This window comes from Rahnella contaminans (assembly GCF_011065485.1).
GTDB classification, from domain to species: Bacteria; Pseudomonadota; Gammaproteobacteria; order Enterobacterales; family Enterobacteriaceae; genus Rahnella; species Rahnella contaminans.
Genome location: NZ_JAADJS010000001.1, coordinates 200,006 through 215,807 on the forward strand (window position 1 = coordinate 200,006; position 15,802 = coordinate 215,807).

The window sequence follows — 15,802 nt, forward strand, 5'->3', positions numbered from 1 at the left end:
CATTGAGCAGGAAGTGCCATGAAACGAACCCGTCTGGAAAATACGCCATGTCCGGCAGGCCGTGCGCTGGATTTAATTGGTGACTGGTGGACGCTGCTGATTGTCCGTGATGCCATGCGCGGAATTTCGCGTTTTAGTGAATTCCAGCGCAGCCTGGGCGCGGCTAAAAACATTCTCAGCACGAGACTGAAAGCGCTGGTGGCGGAAGGTATTTTGAAAGTTGAACCGGCAGCGGATGGCTCGGCGTATCAGGATTATGTGCTGACAGAAAAAGGGCTGGCGCTGCAACCGGTGCTGGTCGCGCTGGGGCAGTGGGGAAGTGAATACCTGTTTGAAGAAGGCGAAGCCTGCACGCTGCTGGTTGATAACAAAAACCGCCAGCCGCTGCGCAAAATCGAAATACGTGCGCAGGACGGGCGGGTGCTGGAGAGTCAGGACATTACGGCGATAATCCCCCAAATCTCGCACTGATCGGATTTTGAGAAATCTTACTGGCGCGCTCAGAAATTTTGCTGACCGATGATTCGAGACCTGTGGCTCGAACCATCGGGGAAGGAACCGCGCAGCGGCAAGATTTCGCGCCACATGCCGCAGCAACGGAACATGTCCATCGTCCCAGCGGTAGCGCGCATTTTAAGAGCCCGGGATTCTTAAGGGGCGCGGCGAAAGGCGCTCCTTAAGGCCGGTGTGGGTGGCAACCCACGGTTTTGACCTTGACCTGGAATTACCAACCCTAATCGTTACCGCGCAATCCTCTCGTGCCAGTATTTCGTGAATTCTTCTTCGCCGTTCAGACTCACCACCATGTCGCCGCTGACGATAAAGTGGGTCAGATCACTACGCAGCTCGAGCGTAATTTCCGCCTCCATCCACCAGCCTTCTCGCCCCATTTTCATGGTTTGCGTCAGCAGATAGCGCGCGGAAAGCGGGTCACTGTTACTGACCGTCAGCTCGCGGCGTAGACCGTGATCGACGGTCGTATCGATATCATCGAAACGGTAAACCCCTTCACCGAATACGCCACCCACGCCGTGAGTCACGCTGGTCCAGCTGTCGGTGAGGAAATCATAAGTGATGTTGCGATCAACGCGTCCCGGTGACAGCACGGTCTGCGGGGTAAGCGGGGCGCTTTGTGGTTCGGCGATCGGGCCATCAACCGGTACCGGCTGTTCGCAAACCGGCAGACTGAGCTGCGCGCTGTGCAAATCTACCGTCAGCGTCGCGGCTTCTGCCATCGGCCAGATCATCGGCCAGAAAGTGGTTGCCAGCGAGAGCCGCAGGCGATGTCCGGCAGCAAAGCGGTGAGCGATGCCATCCAGCTGTACCGGTACTTTGACTTTTTGCCCCGGTACGAGCGGTACAGATTTATCGTGGCCGTGCAGATGCGCCAGATTCAGCCAGCCGTGTGTGACGCGGTTTACCGCACCTTCCGGTGAAACGTCGGAAAGGCGCACGTAAAGCATCGCCGCCGGTTTATCACTGCTCAGCTCCACCGTGAATTCCGGAAAGCCGAAGATGGACAGCGGTTCGGCCAGCGGTTCGCCGTCAAAGATTTCCGCCATGCCGTCGTCAACGCGCTGATCCGGCGGCATTTCACCGGGCACGCCAGCGCCCATCCATTCCCCGGCCATCAGCCCGTGATTCTGAGGCGAACAGATATTGATGACGCCCGCGCCGGCATCCGGCTGAGTATTCAGCTGGCCGCGCGAAAGCCAGCGGGGCATGTAATTAATATTGCTGGCGGTGCCGCGATCAAATCCCACCCATTCGCCTTTGCTGACCGGACGCATCGCCGAAGGCGGCTGGCTGTCCTGCAACCATGTCTGAATCATCGGGCCTTCCATCGCGCCGTTTTGTTCGCCCTTCAGCCAGTGATCCCACCAGCGAACCGCTTCCTGCAGGAAACCGATCGCCGGTTCCGGCGTGCCGTCCTGCGGATAAATATGCGCCCACGGGCCGAGAATGGCGCGGCGCGGAACCTGTAAATTGTCCATCAGGCGGAAAACGGCATTGCTGTAGGCATCCGCCCAGCCGCCAATCGCCAGCACCGGACATTCAATGGCTGACCAGTCTTCGCACACTGAGCCGTGCTGCCAGTATTCGTCGCGCAGCGGATGCTCCATCCACAACGCCGGGAAGAAGGGCATGTTTTCCAGACGGTTCAGCCAGTCTTTGTACCAGCTTTCACCGACCAGCGCCGGATCGGACGGACGGCTCTGGTACGCCAGCATAATGCCGCCCCACCAGAGGTTATCGTTAAGCAGGCAGCCGCCTTTGTAGTGGATGTCATCGCGGTAGCGGTCGTCGGTTGAGCATACGGTGATGATGGCTTTCAGCGCCGCAGGACGACGGGCGGCGACCTGCAATCCGTTAAATCCGCCCCAGGATTTGCCCATCATGCCGACGTTGCCGCTGCACCAGTTTTGCTGCGTGATCCATTCGATGACTTCGAGCGCGTCGTCCTGTTCCTGCAACAGGTATTCGTCGGCCAGCAATCCGTCGGATTCGCCGCTGCCGCGCATGTCCACACGCACTACCGCGTAACCGTTGCCGGCAAAGAATCCGTGCATCGGTTCATCGCGGGTGCGGGTACCGTCGCGCTTGCGGTAAGGAATGTATTCGAGGATCGCCGGAACCGGCTGGTTTACCGCATCATCCGGTAGCCATAATCGCGCGGCGAGGCGTGTGCCGTCGCTCAGCGGTATCCACAAATGTTCAGTCACGGTGACGGCGTGGGGGAATTCGGTCACGATGCGTTTGGTATTCATAAGACTCCTGTCGAAGGAATGGCTGTAGCCGGAAGCGGAACGTTGCGCAGGGCGAGAACGTCGTCCAGCCAGCGGGTGCGCATTTCCGGTACGGACGTCAGCAGTTTTTCGGTGTAGCTGTGCATAGGCGCGCTGAATACCACGCCGGTATCGCCACTGGCGACCACCTGGCCCTGATACATCACCGCGACCTGATGGGCGATACGTTTCACGGTGCCCAGATCGTGGGTGATAAACAGGTAAGACAGCCCGAGCTGTTCCTGTAAGCGGCGCAGCAGATTCAGCACTTCCTCAGCGACCAGCGGATCGAGCGCGGAGGTGGCTTCGTCACAGATAATCAGTTCCGGCTGCGCAGCCAGCGCACGGGCTATACAGACGCGCTGTTTCTGCCCGCCGGAAAGCTCGCCGGGACGACGGTCGATCAGCTTTACCGGCAGCTCGGTCAGGCGCAGTAACTCTTCCACGCGCTCGCGAACCTGCTTTTTGTTCATCCCGAAATAGAAACTTAGCGGGCGGCCAATGATATCCAGCAGTGTCTGGCGTGGGTTGAGCGCCACGTCGGGAAGCTGATAAATCATCTGCATCCGGCGCAGGGTTTCTTTGTTGCGCTTCTGGTAATTATGCGAAAGCGCCGTGCCGTCGAAGTCCACCGAGCCTTCGGTGTCCGGTAGCAGACCCACCAGCGCCCGCGCCAGCGTACTTTTTCCGCTGCCGGATTCACCGATAATCGCCAGCGTTTTGCCGCGAGGGAGTTGCAGACTGACATCATGCACCACGCGTTTGCCGTTATAACCGGTGCTGAGTTTCTTCATGGTCAGCAGCGGCTGGCCGGACGATTCATGGCCGCCGGTCAGTGGCGCCAGCGCGTGTTCACGCTCCGCGACCAGCCTGCGGGTGTAATCCTGCTGCGGGTTTTCCAGAATGGTTTGCGTGCTGCCGGTTTCCACTTCCTTGCCGTGACGCAGCACCATAATGCGGTCGGCGAGCTGCGCGACAACGGCCAGATCGTGCGTGATATACAGCGCGGCGGTGTTGAACTCACGCACCAGTTTGCGCAGCATCACCAGCACTTCAATTTGCGTGGTGACGTCCAGCGCCGTGGTCGGTTCATCCATGATCAGCAAATCCGGTTTACAGGACATCGCCATCGCGGCCATTGCGCGCTGAAGCTGTCCGCCGGAAAGCTGATGCGGATAACGCTTGCCGATGTTTTCCGGATCCGGCAAATCCAGTGAGCGGAACAGCGAAATCGCCCACTGGCGGCTTTCTTCTTTGTTCATCAGACCGTGGCGGATCGGGCCTTCGCATACCTGTTTTTCGATGGTCAGCGCCGGGTTAAACGAGGCGGCGGCGCTTTGCGCGACATAGGCCACGCGTTTGCCGCGCCACTCGCGTTTAACGCGCGAAGGCTGTGAAACGATGTTGGTGCCGTCGAGGATCACCTCGCCGCCCGCAATCCGGCAGCCCTGACGCGCATAGCCCAGCGCCGCCAGCCCGATGGTGGATTTGCCTGCGCCGGATTCACCAATCAGGCCGAGCACTTCGCCCGCCGCCAGTTTCAGCGAAATATCCTGCACCAGCGGCGAACCGTCGAGGGTTTCAATGCGCAGGCCGCGCATTTCTAAAATCGTGCGTGTCATGCTTCATCTCCCTGCGGCAGGCTGTTACGGGCCAGCAGCCAGTCAACCACCAGATTGACGCCAATCGTCAGCAGCGCAATCGCCGCCGCCGGATAGAGCGGCGCAAACTGACCAAAGTTAATCGCCTGCGCGTTGTCACGCACCATGCTTCCCCAGTCAGCATACGGCGGCTGAATGCCTAATCCTAAGAAGCTCAGACCCGCAATAAACAGGAAGGTAAAGCAAAAGCGCATACCAAACTCTGCCAGCAGCGGCGGCAGGGCGTTAGGCAGAATTTCTTTAAACAGCACCCAGCGCAACCCTTCACCGCGCAGACGCGCCGCTTCGACATATTCCTGACAGACAATCGCCTGGGCGACCAGGCGTGCCAGACGGAACACGCGGGTGGCGTCGAGCAGGGCGATGGTCAGCACCAGAACCGGAATCGAGGTGCCCATTACGGATAATACGATCAGCGCGAAAATCAGCACCGGAATCGACATCACGGTATCGACGATGCGCGAAAGCACGGTATCCACCCATTTGCCGTAAATCGCGGCGGTGAAACCGGTGACGATGCCGATGATAAATGAGCTGAAGGTGATGGTCAGGGCGATGGCAATTGTCGTGCGCGCGCCAAATAAAATGCGCGAAAGCATGTCGCGCCCGAGGCTGTCGGTGCCAAACGGCGTGGCGGCAGACGGCAGCAGCCAGATATCGCCAACCTGTTCGGTTTCGCTGTGTGGCGCAAGCCACGGCGCGAAAATGGCGGCGAAGAGATTCACCGCAATAATCACAATGCCAATCCAGGCCGACAGCGGGATGTTAATGAAATACCGGTTCATGCTGTCCCTCTTTTAGCGCGCATGGCGCAGGCGTGGATTACACCAGATCGCCAGTAAATCGGCGGTGGTATTAAGAAAAATGTAGGTGCCGCCAAACAGCAGACCGCAGGCCTGAACGACCGGCAGGTCTCGCTTGGTGACGGCGTCCACCATGTACTGGCCAATGCCCGGATAGACGAACACTACTTCCACCAGAATGACGCCAACCACCAGATACGCCAGATTGAACGCCACGACGTTGATGATGGGCGCGAGAGCGTTGGGCAGGGCGTGCGAAACCACAATACGCCATCGCGGAATGCCTTTGAGCACCGCGCTTTCGATGTACGGGCTGGACATCACCGCCGTCACCGATGCACGCGTCATGCGCAACATATGCGCCAGCACGACCAGCGTCAGCGTGAGCATCGGCAGGGTGCAGACGTAAAGCCGGTCGGCGAACGAAGATGAACTGTCAACCATCGCCAGACTCGGGAACCACGTCAGGCGGATAGCAAAGGCGATCACCAGAATGTAGCCGACGAAAAACTCCGGCACGGAAATGCTGATGAGCGTGAGGGTATTTGCCAGCCGGTCAAACACGGAACCGCGCCAGATGGCGGAAGCGATACCCAGACCGACCGCCAGCGGAATGGCGATCACGGCGGCGTATCCGGCCAGAAACAGCGTGTTCGCCAGACGCGGCAAAAGTTCGTCGCTGATGGCGCGACCGTTCGCCAGTGAATGACCTAAATCGCCGTGCAGAATCCCTGCCAGCCAGTGCAGATAGCGCAGCACCGACGGTTCATCCAGACCCAGTTGCAGCCGCAGAGCCGCCACGGTTTCCGGCGTCGCGCTTTGCCCTAAAATCGCGGTAGCGACGTCGCCGGGCAGCATTTCTGTGCCAATAAAAATCAGCACAGAGACCAGCCACAGCGTGATAATGCCCAACAGGACCCGCTGTAAAATCCGTTTTTTCATCATGCCTCCAGCCAGACGCGCTCGGCCAGACGACCACCCATGAAGTTGAACATCGGATGCGGTTTGATCCCGCCGACTTTTTTGCTGGCGGCATCGAGATAATCACCAAACAGCGGGATCATCGCACCGCCGTTGTCGCGCACGATGCTTTGCAGCTCGCCATAAATTTCTGCGCGTTTGGCTTCATCGAGCAGTGAACGCGCCTGAAGCAGCTGGGCGTCAAACTTCTCATCTTTCCAGTGCGTGTCGTTCCATTTGGCGGTGGACTGGTACGCGGTTGAAAACATCTGGTCAGCCGTCGGGCGTCCGCCCCAGTAACCCATGCTGAACGGGGCCTTCATCCACACATCGTCCCAGTAGCTGTCGGCAGGCTGGCGCTTGATGTTGACCTGAATGCCGCCTTTCTGTGCCTGACCCTGGAACAATGCGGCGGCGTCGAGCGCCCCGGCAAAGGCGGCGTCAGACGAAGACAGCTCGACTTTCAGGTCGGTTAATCCGGCTTTTTTCAGGTAGAACTTTGATTTGTCCGGATCGTATACACGCTGCTCGAGACTGTGGTTGAAGAAACGGTCGGTTTTCGGGATCGGGTGATCGTTGCCCAGCGAGCCGTAGCCGCGCAGTACGGTATCAAGAATTTTCTGGCGGTCGATGCCGTGTTTAATCGCCATGCGCACATCGTTGTTGTTATACGGCGCGACGCTGCAATCCATCAGGAATGTAAAGTGCTGGCCGCCGGAGGAACGGATAATGTTCAGGGCCGGGCTGCGTTTGAGGAAATCGACGGTTTTGAAATCGACGCGGTTGATCGCGTGAACCTGACCGGAAATCAGGGCGTTGGTGCGCGCGGTCGGGTCGTTGATCACCAGCACTTCCACGGCGTCAACAAAGGCGCGATCCGGCTTCCAGTAATTCGGGTTACGTTTGAACAGCGAGCGTACGCCCGGTTCGTACTGATCAAAGATAAAACCGCCGGTGCCAATCGGGTGCGACCAGTCGGTGAAGCCCGCGGGCACGACCACCAGATGGTAATCTGCCAGCAGGTACGGCAGGTCGGCGTTGCCGCTGTCGAGAGTAATCAGAATCTGGTTGTCGCCCTGTTTGGTCAGGCCGGTAATCGGTGCCAGCTGTGTTTTGATGGCGCTTTTGGATTTGTCGCCGCGGTGCAGGTTGATGGAGTAAAGAATATCGTCGGCGTCCAGCTTTTTGCCGTTGTGGAAGGTGACGCCATCACGGACGGTAAACACCCATTCGGCTGCGCCCGGTTTGGCTTCCCACGCAGAGAACAGTTCAGGCGTGGCTTTGTTATTTTCATCAATTTCAATCAGGCCATTCATCAGCATATATGCCTGGTTGAGCGGCACCCAGTCGCTGAATAACGTCGGGTCGAGCGTATCACTGGTATTTCCGCCTGACATACCCAGTTTTAATACGCCGCCTTTTTTGGGTTCAGCAGCGAAAGCAGAGAAGGGTGAAAAACCTAAGGCACTGGTAATACCCACAGCGGAAGCGCTGGTAATAAAGCCGCGACGGCTAAGTTGTGCATCCTGCATTAATTTCGTCAAAGGGGAATTATTATCTTTCATTAATTTTCTCCATAGTACGTGCTGGAATTTTATAGGTGCAGGCGAAATACCCCGGGTGTATCTAATTGGCGCAATGGATTGCCCTGATGATTTATATCAAAACCCCCTGTTGAACTTGCATGAGAATTTATCATGAGGGTATGCGAAAAATGCGCGGCAGAACACCCTGAAAAGCTTTATTTTTCTGAGCTATCAATGACAGGAAAGGGAAGTGGCCGGTGGAGATGCATACGGTTGTCGGTTTAATTGGGGTATTTTGCTACCTTCTTGCCTATGCGCTGGTTCAGATGCGCAGGCTAGCGGTTGATGCTAACAGTTACGCCTATCTTAATATAATCGGCGGTGTGTTTGGCCTGTATTCGTTAAGCCATGATTTTAATCTTGCATCCTGTATTTCACAGTCATGCTGGCTGTTGTTTACATTAATCGGGATGAATTCTGCAAGAAAACGCAGAGTTCTGGAGAAAAATAAAATCCCGCCCGCTGATATATAAATAACATATAAGATTATTATTATTTTCTCCTCCCCGTGCGAAGGGGGAGGAGTTTTTTAAGGCTGTTTCAGCCAGTTAATTACTTTATGCACCACCGGTTTCAGGAACCGGTCTTGTGGCGTCAGCATGTAGCATTTTCCGGCAGCAGCCAGTTTACCCGGATGCGCGGCGACCAGTTGTCCGCTGTTGATGTAATCCTGTACCAGACCTTCCCAGCCCAGAAGAACGCCATCGCCCAGCACCGCTGACTGCACCAGAAACGGGTAGTTGTTGGCGCGCCATGTCCGGCGCGGGGTGACGAAAGTGACATCCTGTGAGGCGAACCAGTCGCGCCAGCCGGTCCATTCCCGTTGCGGATCGTCCTGAATCAGCAGTGTTTGTTCCAGCAAATCCGCCGCGCTGGCACGGGCAGGCAAACGGTTGAACAATTCCGGCGAGCACATCGGATAACAGACTTCATCAAACAGTGCCTGCACGTGATAGCCGGGCGGCGGTTCGCGCAGATAGAAAATAGCCAGATCAAATTCTGATGACTTCAGTTCAGAAAAGCTGTCGGAAATTTTCATCTGGATTTGCAGATCCGGCATCAGCTGGCGTAAAGAAGACAGGCGCGATGACAGCCACAGGCCGCTCATGGCGCTGGTACAAGCCAGCGTCACCTGCGGTAAACCGTTCCAGCCCATGACTTCGGCCGTCGAAAGCGAGATATCGCCGAGCAGTTTCCGGACCTGATGCGCGTAAGTTTCACCGCGCGGTGTGAGCGCGGTTTTGCGCTGCGCCCGCTGGAAAAGTTTGCAGCCGAGCATTTCCTCAAGCTGAATAATCTGGCGGCTGATGGCGCTTTGCGTGAGGTTCAGCTCGTCGGCTGCCCGGGAAAAACTGCAATAACGCGCCACACATTCGAAGGCCACCAGGGTGTTGAGCGGCGGTAACGGTTCTATCTGCACAGTGATGAGTTCTCCGGGATGCGTTTAGCAGCTTTCCAGCATGTATGAAACCATCTGCCCGACCTGCTGAACGGCGCGTTCAGTTTTGGCCGCCAGAGGCTGAGCATAGTTAATACGCAGACAGTTGCGGTATTTCCCTGAAGCGGAAAATATCGAACCGATCGCAATTTGCACAAAATGTTCTTCCAGCAGCCGGTTCAGGCGCTGCGTATCCACGCGTTCGTCCAGCTCAATCCACAGCAGGAACCCACCCTGAGGGCGGCTGACCCGCGTGCCACACGGAAAATATTTCATCACCCAGTCGGTCATGGTGCACAGATTGCGCTGGTACTGATTACGCATTCTGCGCAGGTGCTGAAGGTAATGGCCCTGTTTGATGAAATCCGCGATGGCGATTTGCGGCAGCGTGGCCGACGCGCCGGTGGTGATGTATTTCATGTGCAGTGCGCGGTCGTGATATCGGCCCGGTGCAATCCAGCCGACACGCAGACCGGGCGCGAGCGTTTTTGAAAATGAGCTGCAAAGCAATACGCGGCCGTCGTCGTCAAACGAGGTAATGGTCGCCGGGCGCGGATACTGGTAGGCCAGTTCGCCGTAAACATCGTCCTCGATAATGGCGATATCGTAACGCTGCGCCAGCCTCAGCAGCGCTTTCTTGCGGTCATCCGGCATGTTGTAGCCGAGGGGATTGTTACAGTTTGGTGTGAGCTGGATAGCTTTGATGGGCCACTGTTCCAGCGCCATTTCCAGTGCTTCCAGGCTGATGCCGGTGACCGGGTCTGTCGGAATTTCCAGTGCTTTCATGCCAAAGCCTTTCAGGGTTTGCATCGCGCCGTGAAAACTCGGGGAATCTACCGCCACAATATCGCCGTGTTCGCAAACGGAACGAATGGCGATAGACAGCGCTTCGTGACAGCCGGTGGTGATCAATATATTGCTGGCATCCATATGGCTGCCGCTGTCGATCATCAGGCGCGCAATCTGTTCGCGCAGATCTTCGGAGCCGTAAATGCTGTCGTAGTGAAAGGCATTGAGGTTCTGATGTTGTCCGGCGCGGCCCATCAGACGGCTGAGCGGTTTGAGCGTGGCGGCGGTGACGTCCGGTGAACCGCGCCCCAGCTGAACAAAACCGGGAAGGTGCGGTGAGGTGATCAGCTCCAGAACCTGATCCCACTGGGAAATTTCCACCGGGCGCTGCGTCGGACGACACCCGCTCGGCAGCGCCGCCTGCAACCGGGCTTCCCTGACGAAGTAACCGGATTTCGGACGTGCTTCCACCAGCTGTTTTTCTTCCAGTACGCGGTACGCCTGCTGAACGGTACTGACGCTGACGCCGTGCTCGCTGCTTAAGACGCGCACCGACGGCAGGCGGATCCCCGCCGGGTACAGCCCCTGTTCGATGCGTTCGCTCAGTACATTCGCCAGATTTTCGTAACGGTTCATTTTCATTCCTTCAACGTCTGCGCAATAAGAGCAGTACAGATGCGTCTAATCTAACGCTGAATCTGTCATTGGATCCAGATCTGTATGGTTGAAATACAAAATAACTGAATCTGTAATGTTTTTGCCGGATGTTAGATCCTGATCACAGGTCGTTAACAGGAGCAGAAAATGAAAAATACCATTGAAGAACGGCAGTTTGCCGCTTGTGAGTCAGTGCGTAGTGCCGAAATTGTTGCACCGGTACAGATGCCGGTTAAGCAGGGCGGATGGGTAAAACAGGTGTTCAGTGTTTTACATGCCTGGAATGAGCGCCGCGTCAGCCGCAAACTTCTGCATGCGCTGAGCCCGGAGCAACTGAAAGATATCGGGCTGGCAAGATCGGATATCGATAAAGAGTATCCACGAAGCGTCTGGCCGAACTGGCCGAAATAAATGAGACGTTATAAAAAAGGGGAAACGGTGTCGCGTTTCCCCTTCGATTTCTTCAGCTGCGGCTTTTAGTAGCTCAGGCTGAGAATGCGGCGGGCAGCCACCCGATCGATATCTTTGTGTTCGCCCATCGGCAGCAGGTTGAAGCGGGTCAGATTCTCCAGCACTTCTTCAATGACTTTTTCCGGCACGCCGTACGCGCTGATGCGCGTTTTCACGCCCATATCATCAAAGAAATCGCGGGTTTTATCGATGGCCGCGGTGATACGGGTTTCTTCATCACCGTCGGTCAGCCCCCAGACGCGCTCTGCGTATTGCAGCAGTTTGAGGCGTTTAGTTTCACGTTGTACCTGAAGCAGCGAAGGCAGCAGAACGGCCAGCGTTTCAGCGTGATCCAGATGATAGAGCGCGGTGAGCTGGTGGCCGATGCGGTGCGTTGCCCAGTCCTGCGGCACGCCGACGCCAATCAGACCATTCAGTGCCAGCGTTGCCGACCAGGTGACGGTTGAGCGCACATCGTAATTTTCCGGATCGGTCAGCGCTTTCGGGCCTTCTTCGATAAGCGTCAGCAGCAGGCCCTCGGCAAAACGATCCTGCACTTTGCCGTAAACCGGATACGTCAGGTATTGCTCAATCACATGTACAAAGGCGTCAACCACGCCGTTGGACACTTGTTTAACCGGCAGCGTGTAGGTTTTTCGCGGATCCAGCACGGCAAACTGCGGGTACAGATGCGCGTCGCTGAAACCCATTTTTGCGCCCAGTGCGACGTTAGTGACCACGGCTGTCGGGTTCATTTCCGAACCGGTCGCCGGTAACGTCATGATGCAACCGAGCGGCATGGCTTTTTCCAGCGGCAGGCGTTTCGACCACATATTCCAGACGTCGCCCTCGTACAGGACGGCGGCGGCGATAAATTTGGTGGCATCCACGACAGAACCGCCGCCAACGGCCAGCAGGAAGTCGATTTTTTTCTCTTTAACCAGCTCAACGGCAATCATCAGGGTTTCGAAATGCGGGTTAACCTCAATGCCGCCAAATTCGAAAATTTCGCGGTCACCGAGAGCTTTGCGCGCTTCATCAATCGTACCGAATTTTTTTGCGCTGCCGCCGCCGTAGGTAATCAGGACGCGGGCGTTGGCCGGAATGTACTGGCCGATATCGGCAATACGCTGTGTACCAAAAAGAACGCGGGTGGGATTGTAGTAATCGAAGTTAAACATAGCAGGAACTCCTTGAACCTCCCCCCGGGGATGAGGGGAGGGGCTTACTGAGAAACGCAGTGGCTTATTTCACCTGCATGCCAGGTTGTGCGCCGGAATCCGGGCTGAGCAGGAAGATGTCTTTTCCGCCAGGGCCTGCGGCCATCACCATGCCTTCAGAAATGCCAAAGCGCATTTTACGCGGCGCAAGGTTCGCGACCATGATGGTCAGACGGCCTTCCAGCGCTTTCGGATCCGGATAGGCAGAGCGGATACCGGAGAAGATCTGACGGGTTTCGCCGCCCAGATCCAGTTGCAGACGCAGCAGTTTGTCGGAACCTTCCACGAAATCAGCGCTTTTGATCAGCGCGATACGCATGTCGACTTTTGCGAAGTCATCAAAGGTGATGGTTTCCTGAATCGGATCATCCGCCAGCGGGCCGGTTGCAGGGGCTTTCGCCGCCGCAATGTCTTCTTTCGATGCATCAACCATGGCGGTCACTTTATCCAGTTCGATACGGTTAAACAGCGCCTTGAACGGATTCACTTGATGAGAAAGCAGCGGTTGTGCAATCGCATCCCACTCAAGCGTGGTGTTCAGGAAAGCTTCTGTGCGTTCAGACAGTGAAGGCAGAACCGGTTTCAGGTATGTCATCAGAACGCGGAACAGGTTGATGCCCATTGAGCAAATCGCCTGCAGGTCCGCGTCGCGGCCTTCCTGTTTTGCCACAACCCACGGCGCCTGTTCGTCTACATAACGGTTAGCCAGGTCAGCCAGCGCCATGATTTCACGGATTGCACGGCCTGATTCGCGGCTGTCATACGCCTGCGCAATACTTTCAGCGGCATCCGTGAAGGTTTTGTACAGCGCTTCATCCGCCAGTTTATCCGCCAGTTTGCCGTCAAAACGTTTGGCGAGGAAACCGGCGTTACGTGAAGCCAGGTTGACCACTTTGTTCACGATGTCTGCGTTAACGCGCTGCACGAAATCTTCCAGATTCAGGTCGATATCGTCGATACGGGAAGACAGTTTCGCGGTGTAGTAATAACGCAGGCAGTCTGCATCCAGATGGTTCAGATAAGTGCTGGCCTTGATGAAGGTGCCGCGTGATTTAGACATCTTCGCGCCGTTCACCGTTACATAACCGTGAACGAACAGGTTGGTTGGCTTGCGGAAATTGCTGCCTTCCAGCATTGCCGGCCAGAACAGGCTGTGGAAATAGACGATGTCTTTACCGATGAAGTGATACAACTCGGTGGTGGAATCTTTCTTCCAGAACTCGTCGAAGTTCAGGTCGCTGCGGCGGTCACACAGGTTTTTGAATGAACCCATGTAGCCGATTGGCGCGTCCAGCCAGACGTAGAAATATTTGCCCGGCGCATCAGGAATTTCGAAACCGAAGTACGGCGCGTCGCGGGAGATATCCCACTGTTGCAGGCCGGATTCAAACCATTCCTGCATTTTGTTCGCGACCTGCTCCTGCAACGCACCGGAACGGGTCCACGCCTGCAACATCGTGCTGAATTCAGGCAAATCAAAGAAATAATGCTCGGAATCACGCAGCACAGGCGTCGCGCCGGAGACCACAGATTTCGGCTCGATCAGTTCGGTCGGGCTGTAGGTTGCACCACACACTTCACAGTTATCGCCGTACTGGTCTGGCGATTTACATTTCGGGCAGGTGCCTTTAACGAAACGGTCAGGCAGGAACATGCCTTTCTCCGGATCGTACAGCTGAGAAATGGTGCGATTCTTGATGAAACCGTTTTCTTTCAGACGACCATAAATCAGCTCCGACAGTTCACGGTTTTCGTCACTGTGCGTGGAGTGATAGTTGTCGTAGCTGATGCCGAAGCCGGCGAAGTCTTTCTGATGCTCCTGGCTCATTTCGGCAATCATCTCTTCCGGCTTGATACCGAGTTGCTGTGCTTTCAGCATGATCGGTGTGCCGTGCGCATCGTCCGCACAGATGAAGTGCACTTCATTGCCACGCATTCGCTGGAAACGAACCCAGACGTCAGCCTGGATATGCTCGAGCATGTGACCGAGGTGGATGGATCCGTTGGCGTACGGAAGTGCACAGGTTACCAAAATTTTTTTCGCGACTTGAGCCATAGTAAGAGCTTGCTTTCTGTTGTTGAAATCAGGGGCATTGATGTTAACCGAAAGCGCCGCCCCGCGTAAACAAACGGGGGGATCTCCTTACGTGTGTTCTGTTATGCTTAGGGTAAATAACTAGTCTGATAACCAGTTTTCAAGGAGCCGGGATGACATCTCAATCCCCACAGCAGACCACACCCGCAGGGCTGCGCGCACTCGTGACCGGCGTACTGGCCACCTTCCGCCATTCAACACTTCAAAAAGATTTAGCTGCGATAAAAGCGGTGCATCATTGCGTGCTGATGGACGAAGTTCTGCATATCGATCTGACGCTGCCGTTTGCCTGGAACAGCGGTTTCGAGGTGCTTAAAGATGAAACCAGCGGTGAATTGCTGCGGGTTACCGGCGCTTCGGCCATTCAGTGGAACCTGCGTCACGATATCGCCACGATGAAACGTGCCAATGAGCAGCCCGGCATTAAAGGCGTACGCAATATTCTGGCGGTCAGCTCAGGCAAAGGCGGCGTGGGTAAATCCACCACGGCGGTGAATCTGGCGCTGGCGCTGGCCGCGGAAGGCGGAAAAGTCGGTATTCTGGACGCGGATATCTATGGCCCGTCGGTGCCGAACATGCTGGGCACGGAAGAAGAGCGTCCGACATCACCGGATGGTGTACATATGTCGCCGATTATGGCGCACGGACTGGCGACGAACTCCATTGGTTATCTGGTCACCGACGAAAATGCGATGGTGTGGCGCGGCCCGATGGCCAGCAAAGCGCTGATGCAGATGTTGCAGGATACGCTGTGGCCGGATCTCGATTATCTGGTGATTGACCTGCCGCCGGGCACCGGCGATATCCAGCTGACGCTGTCGCAAAATATTCCGGTGACGGGCGCGCTCGTGGTGACCACGCCGCAGGACATCGCGCTGCTCGACGCTATGAAAGGCATTGTGATGTTTGAGAAAGTGCATGTGCCGGTGTTAGGCATTATCGAAAATATGAGCATGCATGTGTGCAGCAACTGCGGGCATCATGAACCGATTTTCGGCACCGGTGGCGCACAACGTCTGGCCGAAAAATACCGTTGCGAATTACTGGCTCAGTTACCGCTGCATATTTCGCTGCGCGAGGATTTGGATCGCGGCGAACCGACCGTTGTCTCTAATCCTGAAAGTGAGTTCACGACGATTTATCGCGAACTTGCGTCAAAAGTGGCGTCGCTGCTGTTCTGGAAAGGCGACGCGATTCCGACAGAAATCGCTTTCCGGGCGGTTTAATCTCCCAACTCTGCGAATTATTGCCCGATGTCAGCGATTACACCGCCTTAACGCTGGCATCGGGTAGTGTGTTGTACTTATAATTGGCGCGTTCAAAGCACACGCTGTGCTTGCCTTCCAACTTCCAAATC

The 15,802-nt window shown here is 56.1% G+C and carries 13 protein-coding genes; 4 read left to right on the forward strand and 9 right to left on the reverse strand.

The annotated features are described in order from the left end of the window. The first annotated feature begins 18 nt into the window (after nt 1-18). Nucleotides 19-471 (forward strand): winged helix-turn-helix transcriptional regulator, encoded by a 453-nt coding sequence (locus tag GW579_RS00945; protein ID WP_165056999.1) that lies wholly within the window; start codon nt 19-21, stop codon nt 469-471. Nucleotides 472-740: 269 nt separating this feature from the next. On the opposite strand, the gene GW579_RS00950 is transcribed toward GW579_RS00945, so the two are convergent. The 5 genes from GW579_RS00950 to GW579_RS00970 are packed head-to-tail and all read right to left on the reverse strand — an operon-like array spanning nt 741 to nt 7,775. After that, complete coding sequence (locus tag GW579_RS00950; protein ID WP_165057001.1) at nt 741-2,768, reverse strand: CocE/NonD family hydrolase; 2,028 nt, start codon at nt 2,766-2,768, stop codon at nt 741-743. Beyond that, a complete protein-coding gene (locus tag GW579_RS00955; protein WP_152325821.1) occupies nt 2,765-4,408 on the reverse strand; it encodes an ABC transporter ATP-binding protein in 1,644 nt (547 codons plus the stop codon). The genes GW579_RS00950 and GW579_RS00955 overlap by 4 nt, the downstream gene beginning before the upstream one ends. After that, on the reverse strand, nt 4,405-5,232 hold the full coding sequence (locus GW579_RS00960) for an ABC transporter permease (protein WP_165057003.1): 828 nt from the start codon (nt 5,230-5,232) through the stop codon (nt 4,405-4,407). Before GW579_RS00960 ends, GW579_RS00955 begins: the two co-directional genes overlap by 4 nt. A 12-nt stretch (nt 5,233-5,244) precedes the next feature. Continuing rightward, complete coding sequence (locus GW579_RS00965) at nt 5,245-6,192, reverse strand: ABC transporter permease (protein ID WP_152326341.1); 948 nt, start codon at nt 6,190-6,192, stop codon at nt 5,245-5,247. Beyond that, entirely contained in the window at nt 6,192-7,775 is a 1,584-nt protein-coding gene (locus tag GW579_RS00970; protein ID WP_165057005.1) for an ABC transporter substrate-binding protein, read from the reverse strand. The genes GW579_RS00965 and GW579_RS00970 overlap by 1 nt, the downstream gene beginning before the upstream one ends. Before the next feature lie 218 nt (nt 7,776-7,993). Between GW579_RS00970 and GW579_RS00975 the strand changes: the two genes are divergently transcribed. Then, a complete protein-coding gene (locus GW579_RS00975) occupies nt 7,994-8,269 on the forward strand; it encodes a CBU_0592 family membrane protein (RefSeq protein WP_152325824.1) in 276 nt (91 codons plus the stop codon). A 56-nt stretch (nt 8,270-8,325) separates the two neighbouring features. Here GW579_RS00975 and GW579_RS00980 read toward each other — a convergent pair whose 3' ends face one another. Both GW579_RS00980 and GW579_RS00985 read right to left on the reverse strand, forming a co-directional pair. Beyond that, nucleotides 8,326-9,216, reverse strand: a complete 891-nt coding sequence (locus GW579_RS00980) for a LysR substrate-binding domain-containing protein (protein WP_165057007.1) — start codon at nt 9,214-9,216, stop codon at nt 8,326-8,328. A 24-nt stretch (nt 9,217-9,240) separates the two neighbouring features. Beyond that, entirely contained in the window at nt 9,241-10,659 is a 1,419-nt protein-coding gene (locus tag GW579_RS00985) for an aminotransferase-like domain-containing protein (RefSeq protein WP_152325826.1), read from the reverse strand. Between the two features lie 168 nt (nt 10,660-10,827). Here GW579_RS00985 and GW579_RS00990 point away from each other — a divergent pair, with 168 nt between their 5' ends. Beyond that, on the forward strand, nt 10,828-11,091 hold the full coding sequence (locus GW579_RS00990) for a DUF1127 domain-containing protein (RefSeq protein ID WP_165057009.1): 264 nt from the start codon (nt 10,828-10,830) through the stop codon (nt 11,089-11,091). A gap of 65 nt (nt 11,092-11,156) precedes the next feature. On the opposite strand, the gene GW579_RS00995 is transcribed toward GW579_RS00990, so the two are convergent. Both GW579_RS00995 and metG read right to left on the reverse strand, forming a co-directional pair. Continuing rightward, nucleotides 11,157-12,311 carry an iron-containing alcohol dehydrogenase gene (locus GW579_RS00995; protein ID WP_152325828.1) on the reverse strand — a complete coding sequence of 385 codons (1,155 nt, stop codon included), beginning with the start codon at nt 12,309-12,311 and terminating at the stop codon, nt 11,157-11,159. A gap of 64 nt (nt 12,312-12,375) precedes the next feature. Beyond that, on the reverse strand, nt 12,376-14,406 hold the full coding sequence (gene metG, locus GW579_RS01000) for a methionine--tRNA ligase (RefSeq protein ID WP_165057011.1): 2,031 nt from the start codon (nt 14,404-14,406) through the stop codon (nt 12,376-12,378). 152 nt (nt 14,407-14,558) lie between these two features. On the opposite strand from metG, the gene apbC reads away from it, so the two are divergent. Then, nucleotides 14,559-15,671 carry an iron-sulfur cluster carrier protein ApbC gene (apbC, locus tag GW579_RS01005; protein ID WP_165057013.1) on the forward strand — a complete coding sequence of 371 codons (1,113 nt, stop codon included), beginning with the start codon at nt 14,559-14,561 and terminating at the stop codon, nt 15,669-15,671. Nucleotides 15,672-15,802: the final 131 nt, after the last annotated feature.

Excerpts from the sequence above, each read along its gene's own strand:
- GW579_RS00945 (WP_165056999.1), top strand. The coding sequence starts at position 19 with ATGAAACGAACCCGTCTGGAAAATACGCCATGTCCGGCAGGCCGTGCG.
- GW579_RS00950 (WP_165057001.1), bottom strand. The coding sequence starts at position 2,768 with ATGAATACCAAACGCATCGTGACCGAATTCCCCCACGCCGTCACCGTG.
- GW579_RS00955 (WP_152325821.1), bottom strand. The coding sequence starts at position 4,408 with ATGACACGCACGATTTTAGAAATGCGCGGCCTGCGCATTGAAACCCTC.
- GW579_RS00960 (WP_165057003.1), bottom strand. The coding sequence starts at position 5,232 with ATGAACCGGTATTTCATTAACATCCCGCTGTCGGCCTGGATTGGCATT.
- GW579_RS00965 (WP_152326341.1), bottom strand. The coding sequence starts at position 6,192 with ATGAAAAAACGGATTTTACAGCGGGTCCTGTTGGGCATTATCACGCTG.
- GW579_RS00970 (WP_165057005.1), bottom strand. The coding sequence starts at position 7,775 with ATGAAAGATAATAATTCCCCTTTGACGAAATTAATGCAGGATGCACAA.
- GW579_RS00985 (WP_152325826.1), bottom strand. The coding sequence starts at position 10,659 with ATGAACCGTTACGAAAATCTGGCGAATGTACTGAGCGAACGCATCGAA.
- GW579_RS00990 (WP_165057009.1), top strand. The coding sequence starts at position 10,828 with ATGAAAAATACCATTGAAGAACGGCAGTTTGCCGCTTGTGAGTCAGTG.
- GW579_RS00995 (WP_152325828.1), bottom strand. The coding sequence starts at position 12,311 with ATGTTTAACTTCGATTACTACAATCCCACCCGCGTTCTTTTTGGTACA.
- metG (WP_165057011.1), bottom strand. The coding sequence starts at position 14,406 with ATGGCTCAAGTCGCGAAAAAAATTTTGGTAACCTGTGCACTTCCGTAC.
- apbC (WP_165057013.1), top strand. The coding sequence starts at position 14,559 with ATGACATCTCAATCCCCACAGCAGACCACACCCGCAGGGCTGCGCGCA.